Source organism: Ruegeria sp. BA12, assembly GCF_056539625.1.
In genome coordinates, this window is the sequence record NZ_JBQFVF010000002.1 from 107,667 (window position 1) to 122,880 (window position 15,214).

General features: G+C 57.5%; 17 protein-coding genes. 12 read left to right on the top strand and 5 right to left on the bottom strand.

Annotation, left to right across the window (positions count from 1 at the left end; translation table 11 throughout):
* Nucleotides 1–4 precede the first annotated feature (4 nt).
* Both ACR0B0_RS05995 and dusB read right to left on the bottom strand, forming a co-directional pair.
* Nucleotides 5–1,072, bottom strand: a complete 1,068-nt coding sequence (locus tag ACR0B0_RS05995) for a two-component system sensor histidine kinase NtrB (RefSeq protein ID WP_480646886.1) — start codon at nt 1,070–1,072, stop codon at nt 5–7.
* Nucleotides 1,069–2,052, bottom strand: coding sequence for a tRNA dihydrouridine synthase DusB (gene dusB / locus ACR0B0_RS06000; protein ID WP_226688378.1), 984 nt, complete (start codon nt 2,050–2,052; stop codon nt 1,069–1,071). The genes ACR0B0_RS05995 and dusB overlap by 4 nt, the downstream gene beginning before the upstream one ends.
* A 184-nt stretch (nt 2,053–2,236) precedes the next feature.
* On the opposite strand from dusB, the gene ACR0B0_RS06005 reads away from it, so the two are divergent.
* Genes ACR0B0_RS06005 through ACR0B0_RS06015 form a run of 3 tightly spaced genes read left to right on the top strand, consistent with a single transcriptional unit; the run spans nt 2,237 to nt 4,334 of the window.
* On the top strand, nt 2,237–3,367 hold the full coding sequence (locus ACR0B0_RS06005; RefSeq protein WP_480646888.1) for a bifunctional 2-C-methyl-D-erythritol 4-phosphate cytidylyltransferase/2-C-methyl-D-erythritol 2,4-cyclodiphosphate synthase: 1,131 nt from the start codon (nt 2,237–2,239) through the stop codon (nt 3,365–3,367).
* A complete protein-coding gene (locus tag ACR0B0_RS06010; protein ID WP_170348892.1) occupies nt 3,364–3,861 on the top strand; it encodes a phosphatidylglycerophosphatase A family protein in 498 nt (165 codons plus the stop codon). Before ACR0B0_RS06005 ends, ACR0B0_RS06010 begins: the two co-directional genes overlap by 4 nt.
* Nucleotides 3,858–4,334: a CinA family protein gene (locus ACR0B0_RS06015; RefSeq protein WP_170348893.1), complete on the top strand. Its 477-nt coding sequence runs from the start codon at nt 3,858–3,860 to the stop codon at nt 4,332–4,334. Before ACR0B0_RS06010 ends, ACR0B0_RS06015 begins: the two co-directional genes overlap by 4 nt.
* Nucleotides 4,335–4,351: 17 nt before the next feature.
* Here the strand turns inward: ACR0B0_RS06015 and ACR0B0_RS06020 are convergent, their stop codons facing one another.
* Both ACR0B0_RS06020 and ACR0B0_RS06025 read right to left on the bottom strand, forming a co-directional pair.
* Complete coding sequence (locus ACR0B0_RS06020; protein WP_480646890.1) at nt 4,352–5,578, bottom strand: hypothetical protein; 1,227 nt, start codon at nt 5,576–5,578, stop codon at nt 4,352–4,354.
* A gap of 4 nt (nt 5,579–5,582) precedes the next feature.
* Entirely contained in the window at nt 5,583–5,990 is a 408-nt protein-coding gene (locus ACR0B0_RS06025; RefSeq protein ID WP_170410091.1) for an SET domain-containing protein-lysine N-methyltransferase, read from the bottom strand.
* A 340-nt stretch (nt 5,991–6,330) separates the two neighbouring features.
* Between ACR0B0_RS06025 and ACR0B0_RS06030 the strand changes: the two genes are divergently transcribed.
* From ACR0B0_RS06030 to ACR0B0_RS06040, 3 genes are all read left to right on the top strand, one after another.
* Complete coding sequence (locus ACR0B0_RS06030; protein WP_170348896.1) at nt 6,331–7,512, top strand: ammonium transporter; 1,182 nt, start codon at nt 6,331–6,333, stop codon at nt 7,510–7,512.
* A gap of 142 nt (nt 7,513–7,654) precedes the next feature.
* The gene (locus tag ACR0B0_RS06035; RefSeq protein ID WP_170348897.1) at nt 7,655–8,335 is read left to right on the top strand and encodes an orotate phosphoribosyltransferase; all 681 of its coding nucleotides are present in this window, start codon (nt 7,655–7,657) and stop codon (nt 8,333–8,335) included.
* A 223-nt stretch (nt 8,336–8,558) separates the two neighbouring features.
* Entirely contained in the window at nt 8,559–10,049 is a 1,491-nt protein-coding gene (locus tag ACR0B0_RS06040; RefSeq protein WP_170348898.1) for a replicative DNA helicase, read from the top strand.
* 1 nt (nt 10,050) lies between these two features.
* Here the strand turns inward: ACR0B0_RS06040 and ACR0B0_RS06045 are convergent, their stop codons facing one another.
* Complete coding sequence (locus ACR0B0_RS06045) at nt 10,051–10,590, bottom strand: GNAT family N-acetyltransferase (protein ID WP_254438704.1); 540 nt, start codon at nt 10,588–10,590, stop codon at nt 10,051–10,053.
* A gap of 214 nt (nt 10,591–10,804) precedes the next feature.
* Here ACR0B0_RS06045 and alr point away from each other — a divergent pair, with 214 nt between their 5' ends.
* The 6 genes from alr (at nt 10,805) to ACR0B0_RS06075 (ending at nt 15,143) form a co-directional block, all read left to right on the top strand.
* The gene (gene alr / locus ACR0B0_RS06050) at nt 10,805–11,839 is read left to right on the top strand and encodes an alanine racemase (protein WP_480646893.1); all 1,035 of its coding nucleotides are present in this window, start codon (nt 10,805–10,807) and stop codon (nt 11,837–11,839) included.
* Nucleotides 11,836–12,618, top strand: coding sequence for an MlaE family ABC transporter permease (locus ACR0B0_RS06055; RefSeq protein WP_170348900.1), 783 nt, complete (start codon nt 11,836–11,838; stop codon nt 12,616–12,618). The genes alr and ACR0B0_RS06055 overlap by 4 nt, the downstream gene beginning before the upstream one ends.
* The gene (locus tag ACR0B0_RS06060) at nt 12,615–13,361 is read left to right on the top strand and encodes an ABC transporter ATP-binding protein (protein WP_170348901.1); all 747 of its coding nucleotides are present in this window, start codon (nt 12,615–12,617) and stop codon (nt 13,359–13,361) included. The genes ACR0B0_RS06055 and ACR0B0_RS06060 overlap by 4 nt, the downstream gene beginning before the upstream one ends.
* Entirely contained in the window at nt 13,361–13,762 is a 402-nt protein-coding gene (locus ACR0B0_RS06065; protein WP_170348902.1) for a hypothetical protein, read from the top strand. The genes ACR0B0_RS06060 and ACR0B0_RS06065 overlap by 1 nt, the downstream gene beginning before the upstream one ends.
* Nucleotides 13,759–14,211, top strand: a complete 453-nt coding sequence (locus tag ACR0B0_RS06070; protein WP_170348903.1) for a paraquat-inducible protein A — start codon at nt 13,759–13,761, stop codon at nt 14,209–14,211. The genes ACR0B0_RS06065 and ACR0B0_RS06070 overlap by 4 nt, the downstream gene beginning before the upstream one ends.
* 329 nt (nt 14,212–14,540) lie before the next feature.
* Complete coding sequence (locus ACR0B0_RS06075) at nt 14,541–15,143, top strand: DNA repair protein (protein ID WP_226688372.1); 603 nt, start codon at nt 14,541–14,543, stop codon at nt 15,141–15,143.
* The last annotated feature ends 71 nt before the right edge of the window (nt 15,144–15,214 follow it).

Here is a 15,214-nt window from a genome sequence, read left to right on the forward strand (position 1 = left end):
TGTTTTACATTGCGTCTTTTGGTGCCCGCCTCAGCGAGATGCGGAACACCGTGCGGCCCGGTACCGAGTCGGCCGAAATCCAGCCGTCATGGTCCGAGATGATCTTGCTGACCAGCGCCAGCCCAAGGCCGGTGCCGTTTTCCTTGCCTGAAACGAAGGGATCAAAAATATCCCCACGGATCTTCTCGGGCAGACCCGGGCCATCGTCGATGATTTCGATCTGCAGCGGCAGAGAATGTCCCGACCCGTCATTGCGTCGCAGCCGGAAGGAGTGTTCGAAATAGGTGCGCAAGCGGATCGTTCCGCCCTTGGGGTCAGCGGCCTCCGAGGCGTTCTTGAGCAGGTTCAACACCACCTGCAGGAACTGATCCGGGTCTCCGTAGGCCAGCGGCAACGAAGGGTCGTAATCCTCGATAATTTTCATATGCGCGCCAAACCCCAGCAGCGCCGACCGGCGCGCGCGGTCGAGGACGTCATGAACATTGACCGGTTTGAAATCAGGTTGTTGCAGGTTTCCGAATTGCTCGACCTGTTCCAGCAACTTAACGATGCGGCGACTTTCAGCGACAATAAGATCCGTTAGTTCAAGGTCTTGCGGCGGGATATTCATGCTGAGCAATTGCGCCGCGCCGGTGATCCCAGCCAGTGGATTCTTGATCTCATGAGCCAGCATCTCGGCCATGCCGATGGCGGACTGCGCTGCCGATTTCACCGTATTGCCCAAGGTCATTCGCCCGGCCAGTTCACGCGGTGAGATGATCATGATCATCGATCCGGGATGCCCGACCAAAGGCGCAATCTGCAATGCGCATTGAAGCGGGGCCCGGTTGCCCGACCCTGCATCCACATCGTTCACGAACAGGGGCGTGCCATGTTCACGCGCGCGCTCAAACGCTTCTTCCAGCGGGGCATCCACGGCAATCTGATCCCAGACCGGATGCCCGACAACAGCTTTGCGCGATGCGTTCAGAAACCCTTCGCCAGCCGAATTCACATCGGCAATCAGGTCTTCGGCGTTGATGATGAAAGCGGGAACCGGCAGCGAGGTCCAAATATCCTGATCCGAGGTCATGCCGCCGCCTCTGCATCTGTGTTCAGCGCATCACCCAGCAGGCGTAACACCTCGTCGGTATCGCGCGCAGTCAGAACGGAACGGCGCAGGGTGGCGGGCGTGCCGGCCTCATCCATGTACCAGCCCAGATGCTTGCGCGCGACGCGCAGGCCCAGATCGGACCCGTAGAACCCAAGCATCGCCTGATAATGCGCACGTACCATTTCGATCAGGTCGTCACCCGCCGGAACTTCCGGCGCGGCTGCGCCATAGAGATCATGACAAATCTGCGCGAGCAACCACGGCTTGCCCTGCGCCCCACGTCCGACCATCACTCCATCCGCGCCGGATTGATCCAGCGCAACACGCGCGGCGTCCGTATCCACGATATCCCCGTTCGCGATAACCGGGATCGACACCGCCTGCTTCACCGCGCGGATCGCCCGCCAATCGGCACTGCCCTTGTAGAACTGACAACGCGTACGGCCATGGATCGTGACCATACAAATACCCGCATCCTGGGCTCGTCTCGCCACGTCGGGCGCATTCAGCAGGTTGTCGTCCCAGCCCAGTCGGGTTTTCAGAGTCACCGGAACATTAACGGCTTCGACAACCGCCTCGATCAATGTCAGTGCGTGATCCGGCGTCTTTAACAAGGCTGACCCAGAATAACCGTTCGTCACCTTCTTGGCCGGGCAGCCCATGTTGATGTCGATCACCCGCGCCCCGCGATCGGCCACCTGCCTGGCGGCTTCGGCCATCCAATGCGCTTCACGCCCCGCCAGTTGAACGGCGGTGTTCTCAACATCTGCCGAAAGTTCGGCCCGCTCCCGCACGCCAGGCTTGGCCTGAACCATCTCCTGGCTGGCGACCATTTCGCTCACGACCATGCCCGCGCCAAAACGCATCACTAGATCGCGAAACGGACGGTCGGTGATTCCGGCCATCGGTGCCAGCAAGACCGGCGGGTTCAGGGCTTTGTCAGCGAGGAGCAGAGTCAACGTGCTTAATCCTTGGGCAGTTGCGGCTTTGATATCGAATTGAGCGCATATGAACAACAAAACGGCAACCTTCAAGCCCGCTAAATCATCATATGCCTATTTTTTAGGCAACTTTACGTGGGTGATTGCCTCTGCATTCACCGCACCCTAAAGATTGCCTCAAACCACCGGAGAGAACGCCCCCATGACCACCGCCGCCATCATCGTCGCCGCAGGACGCGGCTTGCGCGCCGGAGGGGGAACACCAAAGCAGTGGCGCCCATTGGCAGGGCGCCGCGTTGCGGATTGGACGATTGATCAATTTCAAGGGCAAGTCGACCAGATCGTGCTTGTCTTGTCCGAAGATGACAGGGACGCATGGGCCGAATTCGAAAACTCTGATCTGATCCTTGCCAAGGGCGGCAGTGACCGGGCCGGATCGGTGCGCAACGGGCTTGATGTGCTGTTGCCCTATGGGGTGCATCGCGTTCTTATCCATGACGTAGCGCGGCCTTGTGTTGACCTTCAGACCATTCAACAGGTTCTGGAAGCACTGGAAACCCACCCTGCTGCCGCGCCGGGGTTGACGGTCACTGATGCGCTCTGGACCGGAGACGGTTCTATCGTGACGGGAACTCAGGACCGGACCGGGCTGTTCGCTGCGCAAACGCCGCAGGGTTTTCACTATGACGCCATCGTCTCGGCCCACGCGGCCCATACCGGAGGTGCTGCCGACGATGTCGAGGTCGCCCGCGCAGCCGGGCTGGACGTGGCCATCGTGCCGGGCAATGCGGATAACATCAAAATCACACGACCCGAGGATTTTGCCCGGGCGGAACGCATATTGGGAACGGATATGGATGTAAGGCTGGGCAACGGGTATGACGTGCATCGGTTTGGCGACGGGGATCACGTGATCCTGTGTGGTGTAAAGGTGCCGCATGATCGCGGCCTGCAAGGTCATTCAGACGCGGATGTGGGCATGCACGCCGTCACTGACGCCATCTATGGCGCGTTGGCGCAGGGCGACATTGGCCAGCACTTCCCCCCCTCAGACCCGCAATGGAAGGGTGCTGCCAGCGAGATTTTCCTACGCCATGCGGTCGAACTGGCCGGGCAGATGGGCTACAAAATCTCGAACGTCGACTGCACACTGGTCTGCGAATACCCCAAAATCGGCCCCCATGCGCCTGCCATGCGCAACGAGATGGCACGGATCATGGACCTAAGCGCGGATCAGGTCTCGGTCAAAGCAACGACGTCGGAACGGCTGGGGTTCACTGGCCGAAGCGAGGGGATTGCCTCACTCGCCACAGCTTGTCTGGTGAAATCATGACCGCCGCGCAACTGATCGGAACCGTCTGCGGCGTGGGCTATCTGCGACCTGCGCCCGGCACATGGGGGTCACTGGCCGCCCTGCCGCTGGCGTGGGTTCTGCATACACTGGGTGGCTTTCCGCTGTTGGTGATCGCCACACTGGCCGCGTTCTTTGGCGGTCTCTGGGCAACGCGCGTAATGACAGCAGGCCAGGACAATCACGATCCGTCCGAGATTGTCATCGACGAGGTCGCCGGGCAGTTCATCGCGCTTTGGGCAATTTCCTATCCCTCCTGGGCACACGGGATTGAAATCACGGCACTTTGGCCGGGCTGGATTGCCGGCTTCGTGCTGTTCCGCTTGTTCGACATCACCAAACCGGGCCCTGTTGGCTGGGCCGACCGGCGCGACGACGCAATGGGTGTCATGCTGGACGATGTCATTGCCGGTATCCTCGCCGGGGTCGGAGTTCTGATCCTCGCCGGTATCTCGCACGGAGTTCTGGGCCTGTGACCGTTGCCGAAATCCTCGACCGCGCCAAGTCAAAGGGCGTGATGATCGCCACCGCCGAAAGTTGTACCGGCGGTATGGTGGCGGCGGCGCTGACCGATATCCCCGGCAGTTCAGCCGTAGTCGAGCGTGGGTTTGTCACCTACACGAACACCGCGAAACAGCAAATGCTGGGAGTTCAGGGCGAAACACTGGTCGCACATGGGGCGGTTTCGGAACCGGTTGCGGGTGAAATGGCGGACGGTGCCCTGGCGCACTCCGACGCGCAATTGGCGGTTTCCGTAACCGGTATCGCGGGCCCTGGCGGTTCTGAATTCAAACCCGAAGGCCGGGTTTGTTTTGGGTTGGCCGCGAAAGGCCATCCTACGCTGACCGAGACCGTCGAATTTGGTGCATTGGGTCGGGACAACGTGCGCGTGGCCGCGCGAGATCATGCTTTGGCACTGCTAGCACAAGGGCTTGGCGCGTTTTCTTAATGTGGAGCCAAAACTGCTTATCTTTTTCGAATGAAGCCCAGCACGAAAATCACCAGCAAAAGAGCGACATTCGACGCCACAAGAAACAACAGCAGCTTTGGGCCATATTGGTGAATCCAGCCGGGCAACACAGGGCTGTCACCGCGCCGAAAAGACAGCAACGTCATGGCAAAAGAGGATATCGCCAATGTGTCCAGACCAGCGATGAAGTACAGCAGTTTTGACTGAATCTCGAGTTGCAGCTTGGATTTTTCGTCGCTGATAAAACCGACATAATTCCGAAAATCACAGGCCGCTTTGTAAAGGCTGTCAAAGTTATCTTCGATTTGCCAGCGTGTGTTGGTCGAATCGTAACACCGGGCAAGCCAGGGTTTCAGGTTCGCCCGGTAATCAGCCCGCCTTTGGCGGGCCACCTGTAGGAAAAAGATCAACTCATTCAGGGCGGTATTGAGTTCGCCAATTTTGCTTCCGTGATAGGATTCGGCGCGCTCATCCGCAGTATTGACGATCTTGTTGCGAATACGGCGCGCTTTGATCCAGTCCAGCTGCAACCTGAACATCAGCGCAACGAAATAGAATTCCTCGGCCAGGTCTTTGCGAACGATAGCGGAATAACTCCAGCCTCCGTAGATGGTCCAATCCCCATTTTCTGCCGCCGACATCTCGCATTCTTCCAATACCAGCCCTTCCTCTTCGAACAACTTCGAAAGGCGTTCATGGAATGGTGCCGTGTCCACCCCACCAAGGACGACTTGAATGGATGTGTCCAGATCAGCCTCAAGCCGCGATCCAACGCGAAGCTGCAAAACGGAAACCAGTGCGTCGACCAGTTCTGTAACTTCGGGAAGCGTGTGGTCGCGGTAGTAAGGCCGCGGGTTTTCGGGCAAGTGCGCAAGATCCGAGAAACTCGCGCCATAGACCAGACACATATCACCAGAAACCATCAGCAGAAGTTTGAAATACCACGCGTCGCAATGGGGTTCCGGGGATGTCACCAGATCCGACAGATCCCACTCAAGGCAGGCATTGCGACGCAGTTCAGTCAGACTTTTTGTGAAGGCGTTGCCAGAGAATGCGTGTAATTCATCAGTATGGTTTGCGTTAAGCCTGTTCTCCGAGATCTCCTCGGCCGCTTTACCGCAAAGCACTGGTCTTAAAGGGACAATTTCTCGAATGACAGAGGACAGCCGGATACGGGTCTCGGTTTCCAGATGCACTGGATGAATAAGATGATGAGTGAACATATTTTCAATTGTTACGCAGGTAATTTCCGTGTGGAGAATTTAGATAGGTTTCGGGAACGCCATGCTCGAGGTAATCAAGCGTCAATTCTTCTCCATCACGAATATCCTTACAGGCCACAATGGCCCAATCGGTTCTGAGTATTGAAAGATTGGGGGTAAACGAATGGTTAATCAAAGCGTATTGGGTGGCAAATGGGCGGCAGAGTACCTTGCTTCCGCCAATCCCGTTCCACTCCAGGTCGCGAACCGTGGGATGTCGATCATAGTCGACGATTTGGCCGTCTAAATAACCCAGAACAGCGCCAGTTTGGATATCGGACCGCGCAAACAAGCCTGTGCCGTGAATGTCACTGATGCCCTCCAGGACTTTGTCCAAATTCTGGATGCGTGGTCCTGCCAACTCCACCGTCATTCCGGTCCCTCCTGTCGTCGCAACCGACTTTAGAAGCCGCTTTCAACCAAGACAAGCAATCCCTTAGCGCAGGTCGCTTTCTAATGGGTCATACGTTGGCGGGCCTGACACCCGCTTACTCGTCGGTTTCCCTAATGACGCCAGTAGATCTGCGCCAACGCACCTTTCCCAAGTTGTTTAATTATTGGGCATCCGGCACCATCGGGTGCCTGTTTTATCACCGCTTGGCCAAAAGCCCGTTAATCAGGCGCTAAAACCGCGTCTGCCTCTTTTTTCCGCGACTGCTGTCGGCTTCAACCCCTTCCACGCACGTAAAAGACGCAAAAAAGGAGACCGGCTAATGAATGGAGCCGATACCGCCTGGATCATAGTGGCAACCGCCCTAGTCCTGTTCATGACATTGCCGGGCCTGGCCCTGTTCTACGGCGGCCTCGTGCGCGCCCGCAACGTGCTGAGCGTCTTCATGCACTGTTTCAGCATCGCCTGTTTGATGAGCATCCTGTGGCTGGTCGCAGGCTATTCCATCGCATTTGGCGACGGTGGGTCGGGCCTTTGGGGCGGGCTGGGCAAAGCGTTTTTGAACGGTGTCGACGCCGACAGCCTGTCGGGCACCCTGCCAGAAGTCCTGTTTTTTGCCTTCCAGATGACCTTTGCCATCATCACCCCAGCCCTGATCGTTGGGGCCTATGTCGAACGTGTGGGGTTTGGGTTTGTCCTGACATTCTCAGCCCTGTGGATGTTGCTGTGCTACGCGCCCGTGGTGCATTGGATTTGGGGCGGCGGCATGCTGACCGATGGTGGCATTCTTGGTGAGGTGGGTGTCCGCGACTTTGCGGGTGGCATCGTTGTCCATGAAACCGCCGGTCTGGCTGCACTGATCATCGCCATTGCACTTGGACCACGCCGCAATCGCACGACGCCACCGCACAACCCCGGCTTTGTCATGATTGGTGCCGCGATGCTGTGGGTCGGCTGGTTCGGTTTCAATGGCGGCTCGCAATTGGCCGCTGATGGTGGTGCGGCGATGGCGATGACTGTCACGCATATCTCGGCGGCGACCGCGTCACTGACATGGGCGCTGTACGAACGCATCAAATACGGCAAAGCCTCGATGGTGGGGCTGGTCACCGGCACAATCGCCGGTCTGGCCTCGATCACCCCGGCCTCGGGCTATGTCGATCCGGTGCAGGCGCTAATCATCGGTGCAGTCGCAGGTGTCCTATGTCAGGAGGCGGTCAACGTCATCCGAAACATCGCCAAAATCGACGACACGCTGGACGTCTTTGCCGTTCACGGCGTGGGCGGCATCTTTGGCACGCTGATGATCGCCGTATTCGGTTTGGGCGCTTGGACTGCCCAGATTGGCGGGCTGGTGATTGTGGGTGCCTTTACGGCAGTTGTCACTTTTGTGTTGATCAAACTGGTTGCACTTATCACCCCGCTTCGCGTAGACGCGGAAACCGAGACAAACGGGCTAGATCTGTCGGTACACGGTGAACGGGCCTATGATATGAGCAGCTAAGCCCACCTTAGCCTGCGCGGCCCGCAAGGGCGCAAAGCGGACCTCTTGCGGGTCCGCTTTTCTTTTGCGGCTCAGCCCTCTCGACTCTGGCCCAAAGGACAGGCTATCAGCCTGCAATGTCATTTTGTCCCGAGGTTGCACCATGATCCCCAGCTCTTTCCCCGATAGCACCGAAATCGCCCGCCTGACCGCGCGGATGCTGCTGGAGATCAAGGCCGTCCACTTTAACTCGCGCGAACCGTTCACATTGGCCTCGGGCCTGCCCAGCCCGACCTATATCGATTGTCGCAAGCTGATCTCGTACCCGCGCATCCGCTCGACCCTGATGGATTTCCTGACGGTCACCGTAATGCGTGATGCAGGTTTTGAGGCGTTTGATAACATCGCAGGTGGTGAGACAGCCGGCATCCCGTTTGCCGCCATGGTCGCCGAGCGTATGGCTCTGCCGATGACCTATGTGCGCAAAAAGCCCAAAGGCTATGGCCGCAACGCCCGTATCGAAGGCGCCATGAGCGAAGGTGAGCGTGTATTGCTGGTCGAGGACCTGACGACCGATGGCGGCTCAAAGCTGTCCTTTGTGGATGCGATCCGTGAAACCGGCGCGACCTGCGGGCATACGGCGGTGATCTTCTACTATGGCATTTTCCCCGAAACCGAAAAAACGCTGGGCGATCACGGCGTGAAGCTGCATCACCTTTGCACATGGTGGGATGTTTTGGCCGAGGCCAAAGCGCAGAAAGCCTTTGACCAAGAAACACTTGATGGTGTCGAGGCCTTCCTTAACGACCCGCGCAAGTGGCAGGATGCGAATAAATCCACGTAAACTTGCTGTGGATTACTTGGGGATAAACGTCTGAGAATCGGCTTTGGGGAAACAATATATAGTGACATCTGCGTGATATCCTACATAATAGACCAAATCCATTCTGGAACTATGGCGTCTTCAAAACTTATCCCAAGGCGTTACCCATAGTTACCCACAAGTATTTCCAGATAGCCGACACGCCAGTGTCGCGTGTAAGAACACCGTGGGCAGCGGGGACAAAATGAACGAGATAAGCAGCATCGAGCAGGCAGCGGCGAAGATTCAAAACGCCGAAACAATGCCGCATTCCATTGAAGCCGAACAACAGCTTCTGGGTGCGATCCTAACCAACAACGATCTTTATGACCGGGTGGCCTCGATCATCGGGTCCGAACATTTCTATGATCCGGTCCACGCCCGCATCTACGAGGTTGCGGCCAATCGCATCGCCAAGAATGCGCTAGCCTCGCCCGTCACGCTGAAATCCTTTATGGCCGAAGATGAAGGTCTGAAGGAACTGGGCGGCCCCGCCTATCTGGTGAAACTGGCCGGGGCTTCGATCAGCGCGTTTGCTGTGCATGACTACGCCCAGATGATCTATGACCTGGCTATTCGCCGCGAGTTGATCCGGCTGGGTCGGGATATCTCTGACAAGGCGGCGCGGGTGGATGTATCCAGCGAGCCCAAAGAACAGATCGTCGAGGCTGAACAGCAACTTTATCAGTTATCCGAGCAGGGCCAGACCGAACAGGGTTTCCAATCTTTCCTCAAGGCGGTCACAGAAGCCGTCAACGTCACCAACGAAGCGTATCAACGTGGTGGTGGCATGGCGGGAATTTCTACCGGTCTGGCCGACCTGGACAAACAGTTGGGCGGGCTGCATCCGTCCGACTTGATTATTCTTGCGGGTCGTCCGTCGATGGGGAAAACCTCGTTGGCGACCAATGTGGCGTTCAACGTGGCCAAGGCGTACAAGCGCGGCACCAAGCCGGATGGCACCGAAGGCGCGATTGACGGTGGCGTTGTGGGTTTCTTCTCGCTTGAGATGAGTGCCGAGCAATTGGCGGGCCGGGTTCTGGCCGAAGCCTCCGAGATTTCCAGCCACAAAATTCGTCAGGGTGACATGACGGAATCCGAATTCCGCCGCTTTGTCGACGCGGCCAAGGATCTGGAAGCCTGCCCTTTGTTCATCGACGACACCCCGGCCCTGCCGATCTCTCAGTTGGCCGCCCGCGCGCGGCGGTTGAAGCGGACGCATGGGCTGGACCTGCTGGTCATCGACTATCTGCAGCTGTGCCGTGGCATGGCCGAAAATCGGGTCAACGAGATTGCCGAAATTTCGATGGGCATGAAGGCCATCGCCAAAGAACTGAACATCCCGGTCATCGCCCTGTCACAGCTGAGCCGTCAGGTCGAAAACCGCGACGACAAGCGCCCGCAATTGTCTGACCTGCGGGAATCGGGCTCGATCGAACAGGATGCCGACGTGGTGATGTTCGTGTTCCGCGAGGAATATTATAAGGAACGCGAAAAACCCGGCGATCACGAGCTGGAAAAGATGGAAGAGTGGAAACAGGCCATGGAGCGCCTGCACGCCAAAGCCGAAGTTATCGTCGGCAAACAGCGTCACGGCCCCATCGGCACGGTCGAGCTGTCGTTCGAGGCTCAGTTCACCCGGTTCGGTAACTTGGTCAAACCCTGGCAACAGGACGGCCAGATCGAAGGCTACTGACCTACCACATCTCAGGCTTATTGAATGCGCTGACACAGCGGGACGGGCCCATAAGCGGCGCATCGTCGCCATTCAAGGATTGTCCAAGCCAACCATGTGGCATGCTCAGCGGCATGGGCGGTTGTGCGAATGTTTGTGCGATCGGTTGAAACCCGGTTTTGCAATAATATGCCGGATCACCGTAAGTCACTGCAAAATCAACCCCGTTATGGCGCAGTTGTTCCAATCCAAAGCCGATCAGTTTCTGACCAATGCCCGACTTTTGCCTGTCGGCGCGCACGGCCACCGGTGACATCAGAAAGACCTGGCGCGGGTCCTGATCATAGCTGAGCCGCGAGAATAGGATGCAACCTGCCAGATTGCGGTCGTCCAAAGCCAAAACGCCCAAAAGATCTCCATCGGGTGTTGAAAGCAGCAGGTCATCCACCAAAGCAGCAACCGCACGCCCCTCTCCTTCGCCCTCTGAGGCGGTGAAGACGTCCAGAAACAAGCCGGGCAGTTCGGCAGCCCGGGCCCGGTAGTCGGCGGTCAGGTTCAGCATTACGGCCCCTTTCAGGTGGATCAACGGTCCCGTTTCATGCGCCGAGTTGATCACAGGTCGGACACAATGACGAGAGTTCGGCTGCCCTTGTCCGAGCCTTTTTTAGCCATGATCTTGCGATACCGGCCAGAAGCTGCGTAGGAACACCGCGATATGCACAAGAATTGCCGCCTACCCCCTTGACCTGCCGCAATCCAATGTCATGAACAGCACCATGAGTACCGCACGTTTGACGATCAATCTTCAGGCGCTCGCCAGCAACTGGCGGGCGCTCAATGCAAAAACGGATGTCGAGACCGGCGCCGTGGTCAAAGCTGACGCCTACGGCCTTGGTGCCGGACCGGTATCTGCGACCCTGGCCGAAGAAGGCGTTCGCAAGTTCTTTGTCGCCGCCGCAGAAGAAGGCGCCGCCGTGCGCAAAGCCGTTGGCCCCGAACCCCAGATTTTTGTCTTCTCAGGGTTCATGGAAGGTGACAACGGGCTGCACTTTGCTGACAACCTGATTCCTTTGATCAACTCTCCGGAACAGTTCCAACGCCTGCAACAGGCCATGCCGAGTCACCCATTCGGAGTTCAACTGGACAGTGGAATGAACCGTCTGGGCCTTGAGCCCGCCGATTGGGCCGCGTTGAGGTCTGAGATGGAAAGCCAGAACCCACAGGCGGTCATATCGCATTTGGCCTGCTCGGATGAGCCCGACCACCCGATGAACCGTCAACAGCTAAAGACCTTCCGCGATATGACCGATGGTGTCACCGCACCACGGTCGCTGGCGGCAACGGCGGGCACGCTGATGGGCTCGGAATTCCACTTTGATTTCTGCCGTCCGGGCGTTGGTCTTTATGGCGGCATGCCATTTGCCGACGCCAAGCCCGTCGTAACCGTCGATCTGCCCGTCATTCAGGTGCGCGCGGTCGAAGTTGGTGAAACCGTCGGTTATGGCGGTAGCTGGGTTGCCCGACGCCCATCACGAATCGCAACCGTGGCCGCAGGGTATGCGGACGGGCTGCACCGGGCCATTGGCGGCGGTATCGACGCATTTGCCGGGGACCAACCCTGCCCTGTGGTCGGTCGCATATCGATGGACCTTGTCACCATTGACGTCACTGACCTGCCCGAAGACCCAGAACGCCTGCGCATCCTGAACGGTCACCAGACAGTCGATGACCTGGCCGAGGCCGCAGGCACCATCGGGTATGAAATCCTCACTTCGCTTGGCGCGCGTTATTCACGGGGTTACGTGGAATGAATCCTCTTTCTCTGCTGGGTGGGTTGGGCCGCGCGGTCCTGGCGCTGTTTGCCACCTTTGGCAAAGTCGCGCTGTTTACGATTGATGCGATCTCGCACATTTTTCGTCCGCCCTACTACCCGCGCGAATTTATCGTCGCGCTGATGAACATCGGCTGGCTGTCCCTGCCTGTCGTCGGCCTGACCGCCATTTTCACTGGTGGCGCGCTGGCGCTGCAGATCTACGCTGGCGGCGCTCGCTTCAACGCCGAGGCCGTGGTGCCGCAGATCGTTGCCATCGGTATGGTGCGCGAACTGGGCCCCGTGCTGGTGGGCCTGATGATCGCCGCCCGCGTGACCTCGTCCATCGCAGCCGAGATCGCCACCATGAAAGTGACCGAGCAGATCGACGCGCTGGTCACCCTGTCCACTCATCCGATGAAATACCTGACGGCCCCGCGCGTTCTGGCCGCGCTGATTACCGTGCCGCTACTGGTCGGGATCGGAGATATCATTGGCATCGCAGGCGGTTATGTCGTTGCGACCCAAAATTTGGGTTTCAATCCGGCGACCTACCTGCTGAACACAGTCAATTTCCTTGAGGCCCATGACATCATGTCGTCGCTGGCCAAGGGCGCAGCCTTCGGCCTGATCGCGGCGGTCATGGGCTGCTTTTACGGCATGAACTCGGGCCGCGGTGCGCAGGGTGTGGGCCGCGCCACCAAATCCTCGGTCGAATCTGCTGCTATCATGATTCTGGCCACCAACTTCATTCTGACGGGGGTGTTCTTCTCGCTATGATCCGGATGGAGAACGTACAAAAGGCATTTGGGGACAATCGGGTTCTGCAGGGCATGGACCTTGAGATTCCCAAGGGTACCTCGATGGTCATCATCGGCGGTTCGGGCACCGGGAAGTCGGTGGCGCTGAAATGCATCCTTGGCCTGATCAAGCCTGACAGCGGCATGATCTATGTAGATGGCAAAGACGCCACCAAGGGCGATAGGGATAAGTTTCTGGCCCGGTTCGGGATGCTGTTTCAGGGCGCGGCTTTGTTTGACTCGCTGCCCGTCTGGCAAAACGTGTCCTTCCGCCTGCTGCGCGGGCCGTTGAAACGCCCGCCAGAATACGCCCGCGAAATCGCTATCGAGAAACTACGCCGCGTGGGTTTGAAATCCGACGTGGCCGACCGTTTCCCGTCCGAACTGTCAGGCGGCATGCAAAAACGCGTGGGCCTCGCCCGCGCCATCGCCGCCGAGCCCGAGATCATTTTCTTTGACGAGCCCACCACCGGCCTCGATCCGATCATGTCCGGCGTCATCAATGATCTGATCCGCGAGATCGTGACCGAGATGGGCGCCACCGCGATGACCATCACCCACGACATGAGCTCCGTCCGCGCGATTGCCGACAACGTGGCCATGCTGCATGGAGGCGTCATCCAATGGACCGGTCCGGTCGGACAGCTGGATGCCTCGGGCGATCCCTATGTGGAGCAGTTCATTAGTGGGAGTGCTGAAGGGCCAATTGAGGCCGTGCGGTGATGAATTCAACCCAATTTTTTTTCTTTTCGTTGCCAGGAATTTACTTCAACTCAGTTTTGATCGTCTGGTTCATCACAATCTTTTCAATACATGGTTTGATTTTCTCTCCAATTCGCGCATTCAAAACCATGAAACCGGTAATGAAGGCGCTTTTGTACGGCTTCATTCCCGGTGCATTGATTTCGAACGTAATCGCGTTTAGTTCGTCTTCTGTAAGTATACTCGCGACACTTCCAGCCGTTATCGGTGTCGCTGTTTCTGCCTCTATTCTTCACAAAGAGCTATTCACATTATCATTGAACGCCCGCAGAACTGCCATTTTTGTTGCCGTGTTTTTTGTTCTCATGGCTGTTTTGTTTGGGTGGAGTGCCTTCAGGCTGCAGCAAGGCAATCTGATATGACCCTCCGCCTCGCCACCCTCTCGCTCCTGATCCTCTACCCCATCGCATGGTTTGCCCCGCTGATGCGTGCCGGACTCTTACCGATCTTTGGCCTGTCCGAAATCAGCGTCATCACCGGGCTCCAGTCTCTTTGGAAATCCGACGTCTTTCTGGCGCTGATCGTCACCATCTTCGCCCTCGTCGCACCTTACATCAAAACCATCGGCACCGCCCTGATCCAGTGGGACCTGCTGGATGTCCGCGTCCAACCCGCGCTGAACATCCTCGGCAAGCTGGCCATGGCCGACATCTTTCTGATCGCGCTCTATATCACTCTGGCCAAAGGCATCTCGTACGCGACCATCGAAACTGCATGGGGTCTGTACCTGTTCACGGCTTGCATTCTGGCCTCGCTCGCGTTGGGCCACATTACCGAAATGACACGCAAATCACGAAATACTCAGATGTAATTGATTGAAAACACTCATCTGAGTATCATCTTTATATTTCGAGCAGTGACAATTTGTAGTTTTCGGGTCCGTAGCGGATCAATCTGTGTGTTTTGGATGCTCTCCGCTTGGGCCTGGTGTGTACCGGTTCTAGAAGGAGTTCGTCGAACATGACTGCCCTCCATAACATTACATTGCAATTTCAGAATGCCTTTTTAAGACTGACTTTTTTCCTCATTTGCGCGGCAGCCCTGTTTGCCGTTTCAGCCACATTATTATCTGCCTTGGGTGTATTGCCCTGGTTATCCATGCAAGCCGGTTTCGGCGGTGGGCCAGTGCAAGACGCCGGGATGTTTATCCAGATCGGCCTGACCGTTCTGATTCTCATGCTGGCATTCTATCTGCCAGCGAATGCCCGAATGATGGCATTGGAAAACAATCACCGCAAATTTGCCCTGAACATGCACGACATATCAGACGCCTATCAAATGGCCCACGCAGCGGACCGTGGCGGCCTGTTCATGATGTCGTCCGAGTTTGACGCGGTCAAAGAACGTATGGCCTTTCTGCGCCAGCACCCTGACCTACAGACACTCGAGCCCGAAATCCTGGAACTGGCCGCACAGATGAGCCAGATCAGCCACGAACTGGCTGAAACCTATGGCGACGTGCGGATCAATCGCGCCCGAACCTTCCTACAACAACGTCAGGAAGAGATTGAGCTGTTCCAGAAGCGTCTTGAAGAAGCCCAGGTGATCCAGAACGAATTGCGCCAATGGACGCGCGATGTCGAAATGGAAGAAACCATCGCCAAGTCACAACTGGCCCGCCTGCGGGATGAGCTGTTTGAGCTGTTACCCGAACTGTCGGCTCAGCTGCAAACACCTCCCAAGGACAGCTCGACCAAAGCCTCAAGCGTGGTCGCCATGTCCCCGCCCCGCGCGGCGGAATAGGCGCTTGGCGCCTTTGCTGCGGACGATGGCCCATCGGGCCTGAGGACGCGGCACCCCACCGGTGGAGATGA